Below are 16,628 nucleotides of genomic sequence, written 5' to 3'. Positions count from 1 at the left end.
CCCCCACACGAGGGCCTGTCGCGCGGGCGCGGAATTGGAATTGAAGGGGAACCCCCTTCGGGGGTTTCCCCTGAAATGAATGCGAACGCGGGCACGCCCGCCGCTGCCGCGGCGGCGGGCGACCCGCTCGAAGACCGCCCCGACCTCGCCGAGCTCGTCACCCGACTGCCGTGGCCGGGTGATTCGCTGGCGCTTGCAGAAGCCCGCCAGGTCGTCGACGCCATGGTTTACGCCGAACAGCAGTTCGGCTGGGATCACGAGCGGCTGCGAACCGAGGGAGTCAATGCCCTGACGCATCGCAAGGGCGATCCGGTGAAGTTCGTGATCACGCGGTTCCGCGAGGGTCACCGGTTGGGCCGGTTCCAGCTGGCTCCCCGGTCCGAGCGGATCTCGGGCGAGCTGTCCGGTGGTGACGAGCAGCACGAGGACGACCAAACGTCCGGTGGCGGGTCCGGGCAAGAGCCGGCGGGTCCCGTGGATCGGCGTACTGGCGAGGTGCTGCCGCCCTGGTGCGGCGAATGCAACGGCGGGCATTCGATGGCGGCGGATCTGAAGCAGTTCCGGCTGGGGCGCGATGGATACCGGTGCTCGGCGTGCCACCCGGACTACAACCCTGCGATGGATGTGGCCGAGGTAGAGGAGCGTCTGGAACTGGAACGGGACGAGCAGGGCCGGCGGATTCCGCCGAAGCCCAAACGCCGGCGCCGGCCGCCCGAGTCAGCCGCGTGATCAGACACCCCGATTGCTGGGGCATGTAGCCGCTGCAGCGGCCGAAATGCTCTTAGGGCCCCCACGGGCCTCGTCAGGGGTTCAGGCAAGCCACAGAAAGCCAATTTCAGCCAGAAATGAAATAGCCCGGTCGGGACTCGCGCCAACGACCCCCCGACCGGGCATCCATCAGACCGGAAAGGACCGGCTATGACCAGCGTAGACGAACGTACCCATGACAACGACACCGCTGTGCCGCCGCACGATCTCGAGGCTGAGCAGATCACGCTCGGCGCGATGATGTGGAGCAGCGAGGCACGCGAAGCCGTGCTCGGCATGCTCACCCCCGCGAGCTTTTACCGCCCGGCTCATCAGGCGATCTACACGGCGATCGCCGACCTCGACGATGCGGCCAGCCCCACCGATCCGGTCAGCGTGGCTCATGAGCTGGAACGGCGGCAGCAGTTGCAGAAGGCCGGCGGTGCGCCCTATCTGCACACGCTGCTGGAGATGGTGCAGGTTGGTACCGATGGGCAGCACCACGCGGGCATCGTCGCCGAGTACGCCGAACGGCGCGTCCTCGGCGAGTTGGGCGAAACGTTCGGCCAGCTCGCCCGCACCGGTGGTGAGTCGCTGTCGGCGATCGTGGATGCGGCCCGCAGCCGGCTCGACCAAATCACCCACCAGCACACCACCACCACGGCCCCGCTGCTGGCGGACGTGCTGCCGAGCGTGTGGACCGGGCTGGAACAGACGCAGGAAGGCCGCGTGGCTCCGGGCCTGCCCAGCGGGTTTGCCGACCTCGATGATGTCACCAACGGCTGGAAACCGGGCCAGCTCATCGTCATCGGCGCCCGCCCCGGCATCGGCAAGTCCACCTTCGCGCTGGACATGGCCCGTGCTGCAGCAATCAAGCACAGCCAGGCCACGCTGATCTTCTCCCTGGAGATGGGCCGCGACGAGCTCGGCAAGCGGCTGCTGTCCGCGGAATCGCGGGTGCGGGCGGCCGACATGGACAGCGAAGGCGGGATGAGCGACGACGACTGGGTGCGGATGGCCCGCACCTACTCCCGTGTCGTCGAGGCGCCGCTGGCCATCGACGACACGGCCAACATCACCGTCGCCGAGATCCGCAGCCGCGCTCGGCAGCAGGCCCGCACGATGAACCTCGGCCTGATCGTGGTCGACTACCTGCAGCTCGTCGGCTCGTCGGGGCGAGCGGAACGGCGCGAACAGGAAGTCGCCAGCATCTCCCGCGGACTGAAGCTGCTGGCCAAAGAGCTGGAGATCCCCATCATTGCGGTCTCGCAGCTCAACCGCGGCGCAGAGAACCGCACCGACACGAAACCCCGGTTGGCGGATCTGCGTGAGTCCGGCGCGGTGGAGCAGGACAGCGACGCGGTGCTCCTGCTGCACCGGCCCGACGCGGCCGAGCGGGATGATCCGCGTATGGGCGAGGTGGATCTCATCCTGGCCAAGCACCGTGGCGGGCCCACCTCGACGGTGACCGTGGCGCACCAGCTGCACTACTCCCGCTTCGTCGACATGGCACCGGAGTAGTTCCGCGCCCACCCGCCGGAAGGGCCGCCCGGATTCCGGGTGGCCCTTTTGCGTGTTTGCCAACGCCGTACACCGGCCGGGGAAAGCGCATGTGCTCAGGGGATTCGGCGGAGTGATCACGAGTGTCGGTGATCGCTGGACACTTCGGGGCGGCACCGAGATCGCTCAGGAGGCCAGCATGGCGTTCACCGCCTACGCGACCCGCCCACCCGACGGGTTCGGTGAGTACCTCGCCGGGGCTGCCGTTGACGACGCGTCGCAGTTCGACACGTTCCACCGCAATGAACTCGTCGACGCGCGTGTGCCCGACTGCGGCCAGCCCGACCGTCCGGAGTTCCACCAGGAGGCGTTGCACGAGAAGTCGCCGAAGAACTCCGACGGCCAGTGGTTCTATCGCGGCCGTCGGGTGGTGTTCTGCCCCGATCAGCACCCGATGAAGCTCGACCGCAACCCGCACGGGCCGGGGTTGCACTTCCGCCATCACCGAGGTGAAGGCGACGGGAGCACGTGCCGCTACGACGAGCCGGCACCCGAATCGGACAAGCACAAGCAGCTCAAGCGCGTGACCGCCGACGCGTACGACCGGGCCGGCATGACCGTGGCCATGGAACGCAAAAGCCGGTCGTTGCGCAGCCAGCCCGACATCACCGCCGACTACGACGGGCGGCGCTACGGGCTGGAGATCCAGCTCTCGTCACTGGCCGCGGGAGCTGCGTCGCGACGCACCCGCCTGTTACGGGAAGACGGCTACACCCCGATCTGGTCCAGCCTGCGCGACAGCGAACGCTGGCAGAAGTTCGTGCCCTACCTGCACGCCCTCGAGCGACGGAAAGGGCTTCGCGGAGACGGCTGGCAGCGCACCCTCGAAGAACGCACCAGCGAGTACGGCTACCACGTCGTGGTCCAGCGCATCGCGTTCCGCACCTGTGACCGCACGCAGTGCTGGTACAAGCGTCTCACGCGAGAGAAGGCGTGCCCTGGGCATTTCCAGAGCGACTTCACGCTCAGTGGCGAAGACGTCCAGCACGGGCGCCAGGAGCGACGCGTCACGATTCCGCTGGAGGAGTTCGCCCGCATGGTCGCCCGCGGCGACGTGCGCGAAACCCGGATCCCCATGCCGAGCGTGCGCTCCAGCGGCATCCCGATCATCACCTGGTCCGACGACGCCGACATCGGCGACGAGCACTTCGCCTGGTTCCAAGAGCTGTACGGCGACCTCTCGGTCGACGACTTCCGCCCCCGAAAGCCGTACTGCACGCAGCGACACCGCCCGGCAGCCGACCCTGCCGACCTGGACTGGCATGGAGAGCTGGACGCTCGCGTGGACCTCGACCGCGATCTGCTCCGCGGGGATCAGATCACGTTCCACGGCGAGAACGACCAACTGCGCACCGGGATGGTCCGGTCGGTCACACGCACCGAGTTCGGCCAGCGTGTCTACGACGTCCGCTACATCGACACCGACGAGCTGGGCCGGACCGTCTACGGCCAGCAGGACGTGACGCTCGACCAGATTGCCACCGTCCGAGTCTGACCGCGCTCCTTGAAAGACCCCCGCCCGAACGGCCGTTCCCATCTCGAGTACGCCTGTGTTTTCAGTGCCGACTGAATCTAACTCGGATGCGCACCGTGCATGCGCAGAACCCGCGGAACCCGCACGCGCCCACGAGAGCGGCCGTTTCGTGGCCCCCGCGCACCATCGCGGCGCGACGCGCGTCGCCCGCGCGCGAGAGCCGGGGTTCCGCAGGGGTCCGGAACCCCGTTCGGAACCCCTGCGGAACCCGCCGCGGAACCCCTGCGGAAGTCGACACAACGTGACCAACACCCGGCGCGCTCGGCCGTCAAGGTATCCGCACTGGGAATCCTTAAGGTATCCTGTGGAGTATGACCACGACGATTAAAGTGCCGCCCCATCTGCGGGACCGTGTGCAGCGGCACGCGCGGCGCGAACACGTCAGCCAAGCCGAAGTGCTCGCCCGCGCCCTCGACGCCCTCGACCGCTCCGAGTTCTTCGAGCAGCTGCGCCGGCAGGTGGCCGCCGAGCCCGAAACCGAAGCGGAGCGAGCCGAGCGGGAGCAGTGGTTGGCCGGACCGTTCGAGGACGACCAGTGAAGCGTGGCGAGGTGTGGTGGGCCGCCCCCGATCCGGGAGTTGGCCGCGAACAGGCCGGCCACCGGCCCGTGCTCATCGTCTCCAGCGATGACGCGATCGCCGCACTGCCGCAGCTGGTGACCACGGTCCCGCTGACGACGCGCCTGCGGGACTGGCCCACGCACATTCCGGTGTCCGGACCGGCTACCGGGCTGAGTGAGCCCACGTGGGCTCTGTGCGAACAGGTTCGCACCATCTCCATCCAGCGGGTACAAACCAAGATCGGCATCTGCGATGCGGACACGCTCGACCAGACTGCCCGCGTGTTGCGCTACCTGCTGGCGCTGTAGCCAAGGAGCCGGCGATGTCTGAGCAGGACGACTACCTCGACGCGGCCTACGTCGCCGCCGTCGTCGACAACCCGCATTACCCCTACGAGGACGCTGCCGAACGCACCGTTGCCCGCGCCCGCCGCAACCGCCGGCAGAGGCAACAACCCCAGTAACCCCGACCGAGAGAGGATCACCATGGCCACCCCCTGGCGCATGAACCCGGACGAGCTGGAACACCGCATGGGCCGGATCTACGACCAGGCCTACAAAGACTGGGACAAGGCCCGGGACGGTTCGGACGAGTGGCACGTGGCGGCGCAGACGATGGCGCTTGTCGCGCAGACCGCGATGCAGGCCCAGGCGATGCAGTCCAAGCGCTGACCGCTCCCGGACACGCAGCGGCCCCTCCCCGAGATCGGGGAGGGGCCGTTTTGCCGTCCAGCGTCGCCACACAGCGACGATCACGGCCGCGCCGCACCCGAGGGTGCCCCGAAACGGCACAAACGATCTCAGCCGTCCAGATCGGCCGGGTCCAGTCCGGCCGCGGCCGCCACCTCCGCGACTGGCATCCCGGTCTGGTCCGCCACCCGTCGGACGATCACCCGCGCCTGATCGCCGGGCACGGCTCCGTCCTCGATGAGTCGCCGCGCTTCCGCCGCCCGGGTGTCGGCCTTCCGTAGCGCGGCGACCCACGCGGTGAGTTCGGCCCGCACCGTTTTCGCGTCCTGCGTCCATTGCACGCGCCTGCCGGCACCCGCCTCTGGGGCGCCCGCCTGACCGGAAGGCGGGACCGGGGAGTCGGGTGCCGCCACCCGGTTCTCGGGTCCCGGATCCGGGGTTTCGCCTTCCGCCTTCCGCCTGCCGGGTGCCGGGTCCCGGTTGTCGCCTGCCGGGTTCCGGTTCCCGGGATCCGACTCCCGGGTCCCGGAGCCCGCGCGCCCGACACCCGGGCGCGCGGAACCCGCGTCCGGACGCGCGGGACCCGCGCGCCCGCGCGAAGAACCGTCATCATTGCTGGTCACGGCCGCGTCAGGCTCGTTCTTCTGCTGGTCCGAGTCAGACTCGGCGGACTCCGGCGCGGCCGGATGCCGCCCGGAAAGTTTGGATTTCCGTCGCGGTTCCAACGCCATCAGCCACGCACCCCCTCACCGACCAGGCGGCGCGCGAACCGGTCGTAGGTCTCCGCGAGGTTCCGCAGCCGCGCTTCCCGGGCGACGTCCAAGCCCACGCCGGCGTTCACGTGATCCGAGATCGGTGCCCACATCGGCACACGCTCACCTTCGGCCAGCCATCCGGACTCGCCGTAGTACTCCGCGAGGTCTGCCGCCACCCGCTTGTTCTGCGCGGTGCCGCGCCAGCCGTTCACCAACGGGCCGGCCACCGTCAGCGCGGAGTTGTGGTGTTTGGCCACCAGGTCGATCGTGTTGTGCAACTCGGCCAGCCCGTCCGCTGACCACTCTTCGGCCTGGGTGACGACGAGTGCCGTGTGCGCTGCGGTCAGCGCCGCAACCAGCAAACATCCCAGGCTCGGCGAGTTGTCGATCAGCACCACGTCGTAGTCCTCAACGGCCGGCGCGAGCGCGTTCGCCACCACCCGTTCACGGCCGAACCGCATCGAATCGATCAGGTCGGCCGCTTCCGTAAGCCGGGACGTGCTCGGCGTCGGCGCCAGCTCCACCCCGTCCCAGATCGTCGCCACAACCGTCTCGGTCAGCGCGACCGCGGAACCGGGGGCGATCGCATCGGCCACACCGGCCGCGTCCTCGGCGAGGTCATCTGCGGAGAGCGCGGATGTGGCGTTGCCCTGCGGGTCCAGGTCGACCACGAGCACGCGCAACGCCAAGCGGGCCAACGCGCGCCCCAGGTTGATCGTGGAGGTCGTTTTCCCGACCCCACCCTTCTGATTACATGTGGCCACGACCAGCGACTGGCCGGGCCGGATCTCGATATCGCTCATGGTCGTGATCCTGCCCGGTCGTAGCGTCGAACATGAAGCGCCCCGGCCGGATCTCGTTCCGGCCGGGGCGCTCTTCGTTGCGCGCGACGGGCTCAGTGCGTGCGGTACAGCCGCGGGCTGCCTTCCCCGAACGCGCTCTGACCGCGCTCGACGGTCAGCACGCCGGCGTCGGTAAGTCGCTGCACCAGTTTGCGCACGGCTTCGGTCTTCTCGTGCGTGGTGAACAGCTCTTCGCGGCGGAGCGGATGGTTTTGGTCGCGGTCGTCGAGCCACCGCGCCATGCCGTAGGCGGCCCATCCGAGCGTGTGGGGATCGCGGTCGGTCATGCCCTGCAGTGTACATGAACCCTAGGGTAGGAAAATTATCTACATATGGGGTTTGACCAACGTTAGGGTATACCCCTACTGTAGGTACTCGAACGCGCCGAGATCGACCAGGAGGACAGCCATGCGCCGCTCCGCACTCCTTGAGCACGTCGCCGACCTCATTCACGGCACCTATGCCGGGCAGCCCGACAGCGACGACGTCGCCCAGGCACTGCTCAATGACCACGACGACCCCTTCGCCGCGTTGGCCCACAACCTGCACAACGCCACCACCGACGGCACCCGCGAGCAGGTCACCGAGCAGTTCCAGAAGCTCGCCCTCGCCCTGAGCGATCCGGAGCTGGACTTCATCGCCGAACGCGCCGAATCGCCGGCCGGCTACCTCGCCTCCCGCGTCGCCAACCTCTGATGCCCCTCTGCAGGCCGAGTCGAAGGGAATCCACCGTGCGCCGCGCCCTCCTCGCCACAGCTGCCGTCGGACTTGCCGCGCTGGTGCTCGTCGGCTGCGAACAGCCCCCGCCCGATAGTGCACCCCAGTTCGAGGTGCCCGAGGTCGACGTACCGGACCCCGCTCCCGCCGACGGGGAGAACCCGGTGGTGCCGATCGTGCCCGACACCCCCGGCGTCGCCCCGGAGCCAGCCCCTGGCCGGGTCACCGCCGTCTGCGACGGCACCACGGTGCTCGATTACAAGCCGCACGACCCGATGGCCTACCCGGATGCGCAGCGGATCTGCTCCGAACTCGCCGGGTCTCCCCAGCGCTGACCCTGTGCGGGTTGGCCGGGCGTGCGGACACCGCGCCGCACGCCCTCCTGCCCAGCACGGGCACAGCAGAAAGGGGAACCGCCGTGACCCAGGAAGAACACGAATTCGAGGTCATCCGCCGGCTGCTGGCCGACGAGCACGTCGCCGAGATCGAGGACGTACTCCGCCGCGACGGGTGGGCCTCCTCGGCCATGATCCGCCCGACCGAGGTGTGGCAGCCCCGCGAGGCGTTCGTCGATTTGGTCGACCGGTGGTATCGCCAACTTTCGTCCACCGGCCGGCTACCCGGCGGGTGCTCCCGCCGCGACGTGGCCCGCGCCGTCATCGAACGACGTATGCACGTCGACTGCGATACGACCCGCGAACGCTGAAACACAAAAGAACCCCGGCCGCGCCGCCGGTTGGTCGCCTACTGGCGCGGCCCGGGGCCACTCCGCAAAGGAGCGAAACCAGTGTCTCAACTCAGTACCTCCCGCGCCACGACCGTGGCCAGCACCGCCCTCGCCGGCGCCGCCCTGCTCGGCTGGGCCGCCCACGCCGTCCACCTGCACGGCGTCGTCGCCGACGCCCAACGCGACCCGCTCACCGGATGTCTGCGCCGCGACGCGTGGGAACGCCGCGCGGACACCGTCCTGCGGCGGCACGGCCGCCGTGCCGCGATCGTGCTCGTCGACCTCGACGGGCTGAAGCAGGCCAACGACACGTTCGGCCACCACGAAGGCGACATGCTCATCCGCAGCATGGGCACCGCACTGCGGGCGACGTTTCCGAACAGCCCGGTGGGCCGGATCGGCGGCGACGAGTTCGTCGTAGCCGTGGCCGGCGGAGTTCCCTCCGACGCGGTCGCGCGCGCCGACGTCTTCGAGGACTGGAGCACGGAGCTGGAACGCCGGTCCGGCGCAGCGTTTTCCATGGGCATCGCGCACCGGCATCGCGGGGCCAGCGCGGTCGAGACCACCCGGTCTGCGCTGATGCACCAGGCGGACCTCGCGATGTATCGCGCCAAGCGCGTGCACCGCGTGCCGTGGCTGTCGTACAGCTACCTGGATGGCAACCCGGTGCCCGTGGACTCGCCGATCGCCCGGGTCCGCGACGCAGCCTGACCCCTCGCCGAGAGCAGGACATTCGATGGGGTCGGTCCCGCGCAGACGTCCGCGCTGCGTGGGGCGGTGCCCACCGGGACGGTCGGTGGGCGGCCCGAGACGGGGCTGCAATGCGACTCGCCGGTCCCGTCTCGGGCCTACTCCTCAATGGAAAGGGAGCACGCGCAATGCTACGCGGATCATCCTCGCTGCTGACAGGGTTCACGGTCGCGCCCGCTCTGATGTTCGTCGCGACCTGTGCGGGATGCGGCACCCCTCTGGCGGATGCGAACCAGATCATGCGCACCGGATGCACCCGGAAGTAAGCCCCCGCCGGCTGCTGGCGGGAGGGTCGTCCCGCCAGCAGCCGGCACCAACCCAGGAAGGAACCCCTCGTGAGCGACGACGCGCACGCCCGCTACACCGACGAGATCAGTGGCATCCCGGATGCCCTGGCCGACGCGGAGTTCCACAGCGACAGCGGCCCGACCGTTGATGACTGCCTGGTGATGCTCTCGACCTGGTGGGCCGCGCTCGAACGACTCGGCGACGCTGTGGACGGCGACACCACCACCGCCCTGCAGGAGCTGTATCAGCAGGAAGTCGGCACGTGGATGCGCTACCGCGATCGCCTCGCCTCTCGCGCGCTCGCCGCGCTTGCCACCGTGAGCCACGACGGCCCCAAGCACGGTAAGTGCAGCATCACCAACGGCCTGCGTCCCATCGGACACCACGGCTACGTGCCCATCGGGCGGACCGACGTCGTGTGGTGATCTCGAACGGTTCGCCGTCGTCAGGAAACAGGTCCCGGGTGCTTACACCTGGAGCCTGTTTCCTGGTCAGGTTCGGTTGGGTGTGCGGGGTTCGTGGTCCCCTGCCGCGCCGTGAGGGTCGCGCTTCCAGCGCGAAGTAAGATAGGGAATAAACCGTGTGGTATTTGCTCGCCGCGTTGCAATTTCGGTGGACTTTGCTCGATTCCCCGGCGCCGAGAGCCGTGCGACATCTGGTGTTCACTCATTGTTGACCGATCCGGTGGCGGAGCGGGCGGTGATCGCCGAGTTCAACGCTGCTCGCGACGGGGAGTACACCGAGGTCGCGACAGTGGAATATACCGGAATTACCAGGTCATCCACGAGAAGATGCTCACATCGCACAACCCACACGTGGCCACGAATGGCGGTTCCACATCACGTCAGGAGCGCGAAAACATTTCCGTGTTGGCAAGATCAACAACCCGGCGAAAACGAGGAACCATGCCGGACACGCCGTGGCTCACTCGCGAACCCAATCCCGAAAGCCCACTACACGTCCTCTGCTTCCCCTACTCAGCAGCACCGGCGAACGTGTTCGACGACTGGCGCATCCCCGGCATCGACCTACTCCCGATACACCTGCCCGGACGCGGCTACCGCAGCCGAGAACCACACATCACCGATATGCACACCCTCGCCACCACCGTGATACGCGAGGTCATCCCCCACATCCCCGGCCGATTCGCGCTCCTTGGCCACTCGATGGGTGCGTGGGTCGCCCACGCCGTCGCCACCGACCTCGCCCCCGACCCGGAAGCTCCGCAACCCGAACGGCTCGTGGTCCTGTCCGCCCCACCACCACGGCTGGAAGGCCGCCGGTTCGCCAGCTTCCACCATGTCTCCGATGAGGAGCTCGTCGACAAGGTCATCGAATTCGGCGGCGCGCCGCCGTCGGACCGCACCAGCATCGCGGCGAACGTGCCCGCGCTCCGCGCAGACCTCGACGTCGTCGGCGACTACACCCCGCGCGAGGTGACGCTCAACCGTCCGATCAGCGTCATCAACGGCACCACCGACCCGCTGGTGGAAACCCACGACCTGCCCGCGTGGCAGGCGGAAACCACCCGCGACGTGTCGATCCGGTTGACCACCGGCGGACACTTCCTGCCCCACCAACCGGCGAACGTGGTCCCCCTGGTCGCGGACGAACTCCGCACCGGCACCACCGCAGGATCCACCCCGGAACCGGTCGCGCTGGTCGGCATGGGCTGCCGCTTCCCCGGCGCTTCCTCGCCCGGCGAGTTCTGGTCGCTGCTGTCCGAGGGACGCGACGCCGTGCGCGCCGTCCCCTCGGAGCGCCCTCGCCGCGCCACACCCGCTATGAGCACTGGCGGATTCCTCGACGCGGTGGACCTGTTCGACGCCGACTTCTTCGGTTTCGCCGCGCACGAAGCACAACGCACCGACCCCCGGTTGCGGCTGCTGCTCATGACCACCCAGGAGGCACTCGACGACGCCGCACTGCATCCTGGCGAGGTCGCCGGCCCCGACACCGGGGTGTGGGTCGCCGAATCCCATTCCGACTACTGGGACCTGTCGCAGCAGGGCATGGGCGCGACGATGCGCAGCCTCTCCGGCGGCGGCCTGAAGAGCTTCCTGTCGGGTCGGTTGGCGTACACCTACGACCTGCGTGGCCCCAACGTCACCCTCGACACCGCGTGCTCCGCGTCGATGGTCGCTGTGCACAACGCGGTCCGCGCGCTCCGCACCGGTGAGGTCGACACCGCCGTGGTCGGGTCGACGCACCTGTTGCTTAACCCCGACGGCAGCCCCTCACCCGGCCTGTCCCGCGCGTTCTCGCTGCACGGCCGGTGCGCGTTCGCCGACGCCAGCGGCGACGGCTACATCCGCGCCGAAGGTGTGGCCGCGTTCGTCCTCAAGAGACTCTCCGACGCGTTCGCCGACGCCGACCCGATCCACGCGGTCCTCGACGGCACAGCCATCAATGCCAACGGGCAAACCAGCAAGAACATGGTCACCACCTCCACGAAGGCGCAGCGGGAAATGGCGTTGCGCGCGCTGGACGACGCCGGATGCCGCCCGGCCGATGTGGGATATGTCGAAGCGCACGGGCCTGGCACCCGCGTGGGCGATGCGGTCGAGCTACAAGCGCTGCACGAGGTGTACGGCACGCACGGCGGCACCTGCTACGTCGGCTCGGTCAAGAGCAACATCGGCCACGCCGAACCCTCCGCCGGCGCGGCCGGGCTGATGAAGACCGTGCTCGCACTGAAGCGCGGCAAGATCCCCCCGTCGCTGCACGTCAACCACCTCAACCCCGTCATCGACTGGAGCACCTCCGGGCTGCGGGTGGCGACCGAACTCGCCGAGTGGCCCGACACCGAACGGCCCCGGGCGGGCGTGTCGAGTTTCGGCCTGTCCGGGGTGAACGGGCACGCCATCGTCTCCCCAGCCCCGCGGCAACGACTCCCGCGAGCCCGGTTCTCCCAGCGCATGTGGCATCTCGCCTCGTACTGGCTGCCGAAAGGGGACCGCTGATGCTCCTCCGCGATTGGCACGGCACCCGACCTCGGGTGTGGGCCGAACTCGACCAACTCCTGTCACATCCGGACTTCCATCACCACGATGGCAGCGCGGGACTGACCTACCGGCGGTTGCAGCACCTCGCCCGCCAGGTCGGCCCGGCGCGGGAGGTGTATCACCAGCCCGAACGGCTACTCGCCGCGATGGAGTGGGCTGGGACGGTCGACCCCGCGCTGATGCACGCGGCGATGGTGCACTACGGCGTGTGCGCCACCGCGCTCGTCGAAGGCGGAGACGAGCACAGCACCACTCTCGACGCGCTCGCCCACGCATTGGACACCGCCGACGCGGTCGGCACCGTGCTGGCCACCGAAGCCGGACGCGGCGGGTCACAGATGGCGATGCGCACCGAAGCGCACTACGACCCCACCTCCGACACGTTCCGCCTGCACACCCCCGAGGACGACGCGGTGAAGGTCATGCCCAACGTCGCCCACACCGGGGTGGTGCATGTGGCCGTGGTCAACGCCCGGTTGATCGCAGGCGGCGTCGACCACGGGGTGCACGCCTTCGCGTTCCGATTCCCCCACCCGCAAGCGCAGGTTCGCGCGGTGCCTGGTGGTGCGCCGGTCCCGTTGGACTACGCGGCGATCCGGTTCCATCACGCCGCAATCCCCCGCGACTACTGGCTCGCCGGCGGGGCACGCATCGACGAAAACGGGGCCGTGGCCGACCCGCTCGACGCGCACCAGCGCCTCGGCCGGTCCCTGTCAGGGGTGGGCACCGCGCTCGTGTCCGCGTCGGTCGCGTTGACCGCCGCGGCCCGCGCCACCGTGGCCACCACGACGCGGTTTCTGCCACGACGACGTCTCGGCGGGGCCGACCGGCCGGTCGGGGAGTTCTCCACCCACCGCTGCGAGCTCGCGACAGTGGTGTCCCGGGTGGCCGTGCTGCACGGGTTCCTCAACCGCGTCCGCGACGACTTCACCGCCGAACGCAGCGGTCGCTCCTCGCACGGCGACGGCGCTGCGGTGGGCTACGCCCCCTGGGTGGCGGCCAACCGCGACCGCACCCTCGTGAAGGTCGCCGCCAGCGAAGCCCTCGAAACGGTCGCCGGCGCATGCCGCCGGCTGTGCGGGGTACACGGGGTGCTGCACGTCAACCGCGTGGCCGTGTTCGAGGACATGGCCCGCTCGTTCCACGCAGCCGGGGGAGACAACCGGCTCCTGTTGTTGGAGGCGGGCAAACAGCTCGCCGCTGATCAGCGTGCTCCCGCGCTGCCCGCGGTGAACGGAGGCGACTGGGGCGAGCCGCACGTCGTGCTGCGGATGCTCGGGCGGAAGGAACGCGCCTTACGCGAACACGTAGCCGAACAAGCACCCGCGGACGCAGGCGACCCGTTCGCCTGGAATTCGCTGCTCGGCGAACTGGAAACGCTCGCCCGCACCCACCTGCACCGTCGCATCCACGAAGAAACCACCACTGCGGATCCGGCTGCGTACACCGCGCTCCGGCTGCACGGGGTGAACCTGCTCCTCGACGACGCGGCCTGGCACCTCAACCACGGCACCATGCGTCCCGGCGACCTCGACGCGCTGCACACCACCCGCGACGACGCCACCACCGAGCTGCACCACCACCTGCCCGCGCTACTCGACGCGATGGCCGCACCCCCGGGGCGTGTCGGCGGGTGGATCGGACGCGGCGACTACATCCGCCACATCACCAGCCTCTTCCCCCAGTGAAACCCGCGCACGGAAAGGAAACTCGGTCATGGGAGACGTCGCCGTCATCACCGGCGGAACCTCCGGTATCGGACTCGCCTGCGCACGACACCTCGCCAACGCCGGACACACGGTCGTCATCTCCGGACGGAACCCCGACCGCGGGCGGAAAGCCATCGCCACCCTCGACGCGGGCGAACGGGCGCGGTTCATCCCCGCCGACGTGACCCGCCGCGACGACGTGCACCGGCTTATCGAGGACACCGTCTCCGACCACGGACGGATCGATGTCCTCATCAACAACGCCGGAGGCGTCACCGACAGCGGAGACCACATCACCGACGCCGCCGACGACGCGCTCGACCGCGCATTCCAGCTGAACGTGAACTCCACGTTCTGGGCGTGCCGCGCCGCGCTCGCCCACATGCTCCCCCGCGACTACGGGCGCATCGTGAACATGTCGTCCATCGCCGGGAAAACCGGAGCGGCCGGACTCGCCGGCTACACCACCACGAAACACGCGATCATCGGGTTCACCAAAACCCTCGCCAAAGAGGTCACCACCCGCGGAGTGACGGTGAACGCGGTGTGCCCCGGCATCACCGACACGGACATGATCCCCCGCGAACTGCAAGGCGCGATCGAGACGAGCGGCGCGGACTTCGGCGCCGCAGCCACGCACTACACGGGTGACCTGGGCCGGATGGTCGAACCGGACGAAGTCGCGGCACTGGTGCACACCCTCGTGTCCCCGCAGGGTGCGGCCGTGTCCGGCACCGCGCTGTCCATCGACGGCGGATTCACCCAGTACTGACCTTCGCCCAACAGCCCTCCGGCAACAGCCGGAGCAGAGGGCACCGGCGCCTCGGGACGCTGCGGAACCCCGCGAGGCACCGGTGCTCTCCCCACCACACGACGACACAGGAGGAGAAGCCGTGTCCGACACGTTCACCACGCTGACCACCATCCTCACCGACCAATTCGAAGTCCTCTCCGACGACATCGCCCCCGACAAGACACTCGAAGACCTCGGTGTCGACTCCGTGGCCACCGTCGAACTCGCCGACATCCTCAAAGAGACATTTGGCGTCACCGTCGGCGAAGACGAACTCACCAGCCGCAACACCCTCGACCAGGTGCTCGCCCTCATCACCACGAAAGCAGGTGCGTGATCCATGAGCAGCGCCGAACCCGCAGCCATCACCGGGATCGGGCTCGTCACCCCCGCCGGGATCGGACGGGCCGCGAACTGGACCACCGTGTGCGCGGGCAACCCCACCACCCGCGAACTCGACGCGTTGACGGGTGCCCCCGTCACGTTCGCCAGCACCGTGCCCGACACGTTCGACGCCGACCGGCTCACCGGCCGCAAGGTGTCCCGGCACTACGACCGCAGCACCCAACTCGCGCTGGTCGCAGCGCACGCCGCGCTGAACGAAGCGAACATCCCCAGCGGTGAGCTCAACGACGCCCGCGTCGCCGTCATCATCGGCACCGCATTCGGCGGACAATCCACCTTCGAGGACAACCACCGACGCCATGCGGCCGGGGACGGGGTCACCGCCCGGTTCCTGCCCAAAGGGCTGGTGAACATGACCGCCGGGGTATTGTCGCTCGAACTCGGCGCGACCGGCCCCAACCTGATCACCTCCACCGCGTGCGCGTCCGGTGCGACCGCCCTCGGCATGGCCTTGGACATGCTGCGCACCGACCGCGCCGACATCGTCATCGCCGGAGGGGCCGACGCGAGCGTCACACCGCTCACGATCTCCGGGTTCGACAAGCTCCGTGCCCTGTCGCGGGCGAAGGGCTACCCGCCCACGTTCGCCTCGAGTCCGTTCGACACGTCGCACGACGGGTTCGTCCTGGCGGAAGGCGCCGGGATCCTCACGATGGAACGAACGCGCGACGCCGCATCCCGCGGCGCCAGACCGTATGCGCACCTCGCAGGCCACGGGGACACGGCCGACGCGTACCACGTCACCGCCCCGGATCCCGACGGACGCGGCGCGAGGATCGCGATCGGCGACGCGTGCCGTGACGCGGGACTCGCTGTCGGGGACGTGGATTACGTGAACGCGCACGCCACCTCCACCCCCACCGGGGACGGTGTCGAGGCCTGGGTCATCGCCGACACCGCGTCGAACGCCGCGGTGTCCTCGACTAAGGGCGTCACGGGGCACACGATGGGCGCCGCAGGAGCGATCGAAGCGGCCTACACCGCGGTGGCGTTGCGATACGGGGCCGTGCCACCGACCGCCAACCTCCGCACGCCGTGCGACGCGGCGAAGGACCTGGACCTGGTTGTTGACCAGGCTCGTCCGAGTACGTGTTCCGCGGCCCTGTCGACGAGTTTCGGGTTCGGGGGGCACAACGCGGTTTTAGCGTTCACCCCGCCATGAAAGCGACGGATAATAACAACACGGTCACGTGTCGTCATGTAGCGTGAGAGCCGACAGAAAACGACTCGTGCCATGTCGGGCGGCCCCGCCGTAAGCCGGAGACCTTGGTCGCCGACCGTGGCTACGACTACGACATCTATCGAGATCGTTTACGAGACCGCGGCATCCGTCCGCTGATCAGCCGCCGCGGAACCCGCGACAACAACCAGCCCGTGCGCTGGGTCGTCGAACAAACCCTCGCGCTACTACACCAATTCCGCCGCCTGGCCACCCGATGGGAACGCCGCACCGACATCCACCAAGGCTTCCTCGACCTCGCCAACAGCCTCATCAGCTGGCGCCGACTCCCAACCCAAATGCGTTAGGGGCTCTGAGGGACGTTAGG

The 16,628-nt window shown here is 68.9% G+C and carries 20 protein-coding genes and 1 pseudogene; 18 read left to right on the top strand and 3 right to left on the bottom strand.

The annotated features are described in order from the left end of the window. Nucleotides 1-75: 75 nt before the first annotated feature. The 7 genes from ACYVJE_RS22225 (at nucleotide 76) to ACYVJE_RS22195 (ending at nucleotide 5,072) form a co-directional block, all read left to right on the top strand. Nucleotides 76-729 carry a hypothetical protein gene (locus ACYVJE_RS22225; protein WP_461145995.1) on the top strand — a complete coding sequence of 218 codons (654 nt, stop codon included), beginning with the start codon at nucleotides 76-78 and terminating at the stop codon, nucleotides 727-729. A 189-nt stretch (nucleotides 730-918) separates the two neighbouring features. Beyond that, on the top strand, nucleotides 919-2,268 hold the full coding sequence (dnaB, locus tag ACYVJE_RS22220; protein WP_461145994.1) for a replicative DNA helicase: 1,350 nt from the start codon (nucleotides 919-921) through the stop codon (nucleotides 2,266-2,268). A gap of 178 nt (nucleotides 2,269-2,446) precedes the next feature. Continuing rightward, nucleotides 2,447-3,802, top strand: coding sequence for a competence protein CoiA family protein (locus ACYVJE_RS22215; RefSeq protein ID WP_461145993.1), 1,356 nt, complete (start codon nucleotides 2,447-2,449; stop codon nucleotides 3,800-3,802). A gap of 350 nt (nucleotides 3,803-4,152) precedes the next feature. Further along, a complete protein-coding gene (locus tag ACYVJE_RS22210) occupies nucleotides 4,153-4,380 on the top strand; it encodes a hypothetical protein (protein WP_461145992.1) in 228 nt (75 codons plus the stop codon). After that, on the top strand, nucleotides 4,377-4,709 hold the full coding sequence (locus ACYVJE_RS22205; RefSeq protein ID WP_461145991.1) for a type II toxin-antitoxin system PemK/MazF family toxin: 333 nt from the start codon (nucleotides 4,377-4,379) through the stop codon (nucleotides 4,707-4,709). Before ACYVJE_RS22210 ends, ACYVJE_RS22205 begins: the two co-directional genes overlap by 4 nt. Nucleotides 4,710-4,723: 14 nt before the next feature. Continuing rightward, entirely contained in the window at nucleotides 4,724-4,864 is a 141-nt protein-coding gene (locus ACYVJE_RS22200; protein ID WP_461145990.1) for a hypothetical protein, read from the top strand. Between the two features lie 22 nt (nucleotides 4,865-4,886). Then, complete coding sequence (locus tag ACYVJE_RS22195; RefSeq protein WP_461145989.1) at nucleotides 4,887-5,072, top strand: hypothetical protein; 186 nt, start codon at nucleotides 4,887-4,889, stop codon at nucleotides 5,070-5,072. Between the two features lie 128 nt (nucleotides 5,073-5,200). Here the strand turns inward: ACYVJE_RS22195 and ACYVJE_RS22190 are convergent, their stop codons facing one another. From ACYVJE_RS22190 to ACYVJE_RS22180, 3 genes are all read right to left on the bottom strand, one after another. Then, nucleotides 5,201-5,821, bottom strand: coding sequence for a hypothetical protein (locus ACYVJE_RS22190; RefSeq protein WP_461145988.1), 621 nt, complete (start codon nucleotides 5,819-5,821; stop codon nucleotides 5,201-5,203). Further along, complete coding sequence (locus ACYVJE_RS22185; protein WP_461145987.1) at nucleotides 5,821-6,648, bottom strand: ParA family protein; 828 nt, start codon at nucleotides 6,646-6,648, stop codon at nucleotides 5,821-5,823. Before ACYVJE_RS22185 ends, ACYVJE_RS22190 begins: the two co-directional genes overlap by 1 nt. A 92-nt stretch (nucleotides 6,649-6,740) precedes the next feature. Beyond that, nucleotides 6,741-6,974, bottom strand: a complete 234-nt coding sequence (locus ACYVJE_RS22180) for a hypothetical protein (protein ID WP_459160162.1) — start codon at nucleotides 6,972-6,974, stop codon at nucleotides 6,741-6,743. A gap of 121 nt (nucleotides 6,975-7,095) precedes the next feature. Between ACYVJE_RS22180 and ACYVJE_RS22175 the strand changes: the two genes are divergently transcribed. The 11 genes and pseudogenes from ACYVJE_RS22175 to ACYVJE_RS22125 all read left to right on the top strand — a co-directional run. Continuing rightward, nucleotides 7,096-7,383 (top strand): hypothetical protein, encoded by a 288-nt coding sequence (locus ACYVJE_RS22175; RefSeq protein ID WP_461145986.1) that lies wholly within the window; start codon nucleotides 7,096-7,098, stop codon nucleotides 7,381-7,383. 35 nt (nucleotides 7,384-7,418) lie between these two features. Continuing rightward, the gene (locus ACYVJE_RS22170) at nucleotides 7,419-7,739 is read left to right on the top strand and encodes a hypothetical protein (protein ID WP_461145985.1); all 321 of its coding nucleotides are present in this window, start codon (nucleotides 7,419-7,421) and stop codon (nucleotides 7,737-7,739) included. 83 nt (nucleotides 7,740-7,822) lie between these two features. Then, nucleotides 7,823-8,110: a hypothetical protein gene (locus tag ACYVJE_RS22165; RefSeq protein ID WP_459160159.1), complete on the top strand. Its 288-nt coding sequence runs from the start codon at nucleotides 7,823-7,825 to the stop codon at nucleotides 8,108-8,110. An 81-nt stretch (nucleotides 8,111-8,191) separates the two neighbouring features. After that, nucleotides 8,192-8,842 carry a GGDEF domain-containing protein gene (locus ACYVJE_RS22160; RefSeq protein WP_461145984.1) on the top strand — a complete coding sequence of 217 codons (651 nt, stop codon included), beginning with the start codon at nucleotides 8,192-8,194 and terminating at the stop codon, nucleotides 8,840-8,842. 374 nt (nucleotides 8,843-9,216) lie between these two features. Continuing rightward, nucleotides 9,217-9,594 carry a hypothetical protein gene (locus tag ACYVJE_RS22155; RefSeq protein ID WP_461145983.1) on the top strand — a complete coding sequence of 126 codons (378 nt, stop codon included), beginning with the start codon at nucleotides 9,217-9,219 and terminating at the stop codon, nucleotides 9,592-9,594. Between the two features lie 366 nt (nucleotides 9,595-9,960). Further along, nucleotides 9,961-12,132 (top strand): beta-ketoacyl synthase N-terminal-like domain-containing protein, encoded by a 2,172-nt coding sequence (locus tag ACYVJE_RS22150; RefSeq protein ID WP_461146036.1) that lies wholly within the window; start codon nucleotides 9,961-9,963, stop codon nucleotides 12,130-12,132. Continuing rightward, complete coding sequence (locus ACYVJE_RS22145) at nucleotides 12,132-13,862, top strand: acyl-CoA dehydrogenase family protein (protein ID WP_461145982.1); 1,731 nt, start codon at nucleotides 12,132-12,134, stop codon at nucleotides 13,860-13,862. Before ACYVJE_RS22150 ends, ACYVJE_RS22145 begins: the two co-directional genes overlap by 1 nt. 28 nt (nucleotides 13,863-13,890) lie before the next feature. Then, nucleotides 13,891-14,655 (top strand): SDR family NAD(P)-dependent oxidoreductase, encoded by a 765-nt coding sequence (locus ACYVJE_RS22140; RefSeq protein ID WP_461145981.1) that lies wholly within the window; start codon nucleotides 13,891-13,893, stop codon nucleotides 14,653-14,655. A 121-nt stretch (nucleotides 14,656-14,776) separates the two neighbouring features. Further along, complete coding sequence (locus tag ACYVJE_RS22135; RefSeq protein WP_461145980.1) at nucleotides 14,777-15,013, top strand: acyl carrier protein; 237 nt, start codon at nucleotides 14,777-14,779, stop codon at nucleotides 15,011-15,013. 3 nt (nucleotides 15,014-15,016) lie between these two features. Then, the gene (locus tag ACYVJE_RS22130; RefSeq protein WP_461145979.1) at nucleotides 15,017-16,243 is read left to right on the top strand and encodes a beta-ketoacyl-[acyl-carrier-protein] synthase family protein; all 1,227 of its coding nucleotides are present in this window, start codon (nucleotides 15,017-15,019) and stop codon (nucleotides 16,241-16,243) included. 98 nt (nucleotides 16,244-16,341) lie between these two features. Continuing rightward, a pseudogene (locus tag ACYVJE_RS22125) lies at nucleotides 16,342-16,608 on the top strand (IS5/IS1182 family transposase); the annotation flags it as partial. Between the last annotated feature and the right edge of the window lie 20 nt (nucleotides 16,609-16,628).

It is taken from the genome of Salinifilum aidingensis (assembly GCF_054782015.1).
The sequence above is the reverse complement of the archived record's forward strand: the minus strand, read 5'-3'. Positions and strand labels throughout refer to the sequence as shown.

What these genes read in the sequence shown, in the direction of transcription:
- ACYVJE_RS22225 (WP_461145995.1), top strand. Translation starts at nt 76, where the DNA reads ATGAATGCGAACGCGGGCACGCCCGCCGCTGCCGCGGCGGCGGGCGAC.
- dnaB (WP_461145994.1), top strand. Translation starts at nt 919, where the DNA reads ATGACCAGCGTAGACGAACGTACCCATGACAACGACACCGCTGTGCCG.
- ACYVJE_RS22215 (WP_461145993.1), top strand. Translation starts at nt 2,447, where the DNA reads ATGGCGTTCACCGCCTACGCGACCCGCCCACCCGACGGGTTCGGTGAG.
- ACYVJE_RS22210 (WP_461145992.1), top strand. Translation starts at nt 4,153, where the DNA reads ATGACCACGACGATTAAAGTGCCGCCCCATCTGCGGGACCGTGTGCAG.
- ACYVJE_RS22200 (WP_461145990.1), top strand. Translation starts at nt 4,724, where the DNA reads ATGTCTGAGCAGGACGACTACCTCGACGCGGCCTACGTCGCCGCCGTC.
- ACYVJE_RS22195 (WP_461145989.1), top strand. Translation starts at nt 4,887, where the DNA reads ATGGCCACCCCCTGGCGCATGAACCCGGACGAGCTGGAACACCGCATG.
- ACYVJE_RS22190 (WP_461145988.1), bottom strand. Translation starts at nt 5,821, where the DNA reads ATGGCGTTGGAACCGCGACGGAAATCCAAACTTTCCGGGCGGCATCCG.
- ACYVJE_RS22185 (WP_461145987.1), bottom strand. Translation starts at nt 6,648, where the DNA reads ATGAGCGATATCGAGATCCGGCCCGGCCAGTCGCTGGTCGTGGCCACA.
- ACYVJE_RS22180 (WP_459160162.1), bottom strand. Translation starts at nt 6,974, where the DNA reads ATGACCGACCGCGATCCCCACACGCTCGGATGGGCCGCCTACGGCATG.
- ACYVJE_RS22175 (WP_461145986.1), top strand. Translation starts at nt 7,096, where the DNA reads ATGCGCCGCTCCGCACTCCTTGAGCACGTCGCCGACCTCATTCACGGC.
- ACYVJE_RS22150 (WP_461146036.1), top strand. Translation starts at nt 9,961, where the DNA reads ATGCTCACATCGCACAACCCACACGTGGCCACGAATGGCGGTTCCACA.
- ACYVJE_RS22145 (WP_461145982.1), top strand. Translation starts at nt 12,132, where the DNA reads ATGCTCCTCCGCGATTGGCACGGCACCCGACCTCGGGTGTGGGCCGAA.
- ACYVJE_RS22140 (WP_461145981.1), top strand. Translation starts at nt 13,891, where the DNA reads ATGGGAGACGTCGCCGTCATCACCGGCGGAACCTCCGGTATCGGACTC.
- ACYVJE_RS22130 (WP_461145979.1), top strand. Translation starts at nt 15,017, where the DNA reads ATGAGCAGCGCCGAACCCGCAGCCATCACCGGGATCGGGCTCGTCACC.